The 1,426-nt window shown below is 71.8% G+C and carries 2 protein-coding genes; one reads left to right on the top strand and one right to left on the bottom strand.

The features are described from left to right. Window positions 1-202, top strand: a 202-nt coding sequence (locus E1287_RS43205) for a UTRA domain-containing protein (RefSeq protein ID WP_131971943.1), incomplete at its 5' end; no start/stop codon positions are given. A gap of 336 nt (window positions 203-538) precedes the next feature. On the opposite strand, the gene E1287_RS43200 is transcribed toward E1287_RS43205, so the two are convergent. Continuing rightward, window positions 539-1,426, bottom strand: an 888-nt coding sequence (locus tag E1287_RS43200; protein ID WP_207934826.1) for a hypothetical protein, incomplete at its 5' end; no start/stop codon positions are given.

The raw sequence follows: 1,426 nt of genomic DNA, 5'->3' as shown, positions 1-1,426 counted from the left end.
CCGCCCCGCCACCGCCACCACCCAGATCACCATCCGGCCCGCCGCGCCCTACGAAGCCGCCTCCCTGCAACTGGCCCCCGGCGCGTACGTCCTGGTCCGTGTCACCACCACCCACACCCACGCCGGACAACCCGTCGACCAGACCACCTCGGTATGGCCCGACACCACCACCATCTACGCCACCAACCACCCCCTCACCTGACCACCAGCCGCACCCCGTCCCGGCCCAGCGCCGCACCCCGGTTCAGGAGGGCGCCGGGCAGCGGCTCCCACCCCGCCGACACCTGGGACGGAATTGCCGGGGGCGGGGGCAGCGCCGGCTGAACTCCCTTAACGGTCGCCCCTACGGGGTGGCCTACGGCCATTCGGCTGGCCCTGCCCCCGGTCAGCCGACAGGGGAGCCGCGGCCCTTCGCCCTGACCGCACGACGCCGCCCCTGCATCGCTTCTAGCCTCCGGGCGGGCAGGACATGCGGGTGTCACGCCCACCTTGATGGGCTACCGCCCGCCCGGAGACGCCTCACCCGAGCGTCACCCGGTCAGCATTCACCGCGCTCCACCCGCAGCAGTTGCCCCCGCCCCACCCCGAGCAGGTGAATTGCCACCATCAACCCCTCACACCCGTAGCTCAGATCCACCGACGCGGCATCGACCACCATCACCGCCGAGGCATCCGACTCACCCAGACCCGACCACCCCTCCCGCCCTTCGGTCACCTCCCGGTCCCGGATCTGCTCCACCCGCTTGTTCAGCGAATCCAACATCCCGCACACCTGCTCCAACGCCCGCGTCAACGTCTCCACCGCCAGACCCGCATCAGCCAGCGTCAGCCCGGCCGCGCCATCGGCCAGCATCAACTGCGCATCCTCGGCCCGCTCGAACAGCACATCCACCGCCCGCAGCACCGTGCGCGGGACGTCCGCCTGCTGCTGTGCCTCCTGCTCCGCCTGCTGCTGTGCCTGCTGCTGTGCCTGCTGCTGTGCCTGCTGCTGTGCCTGCTGCTGTGCCTGCTGCTGTGCCTGCTGCTGTGCCTGCTGCTGTGCCATCGTCATCTCACCCGCCGACCACGCACCCGGTCCGCCCGGCTCACCCTCGGGGCGCATCCGGGCTTTCAACCGGGCGTCCACCGCCTCAGCCGCCCGCATGTGATCGGGGCACGCAGCCAAGAACCGCGCCCGAAGATCGGTCGCATCGACGTAGTCCCACCCGCCGCCATCGGCGGGCAGGACCGTCACCGCAAGGCCCACGTCACCGGCCCCGGCGTGCACCCACAGCAGCGGAACCGGCAGCGGCAACGCCCGCACCTGCAACCGGAACAGCGGCACCACCCGCCAGCCCCTCACCCGCAGCGTGACCGCCAGCAGATCCAGATACCGGACCCTCACCGCCACGCCCCGCAGGCCGCGCCACGTCAACACCCCCCGCCC

The sequence above is a fragment of the Actinomadura sp. KC06 genome (assembly GCF_004348735.1).
GTDB lineage: Bacteria > Actinomycetota > Actinomycetes > Streptosporangiales > Streptosporangiaceae > Spirillospora.
The sequence above is the reverse complement of the archived record's forward strand: the minus strand, read 5'-3'. Positions and strand labels throughout refer to the sequence as shown.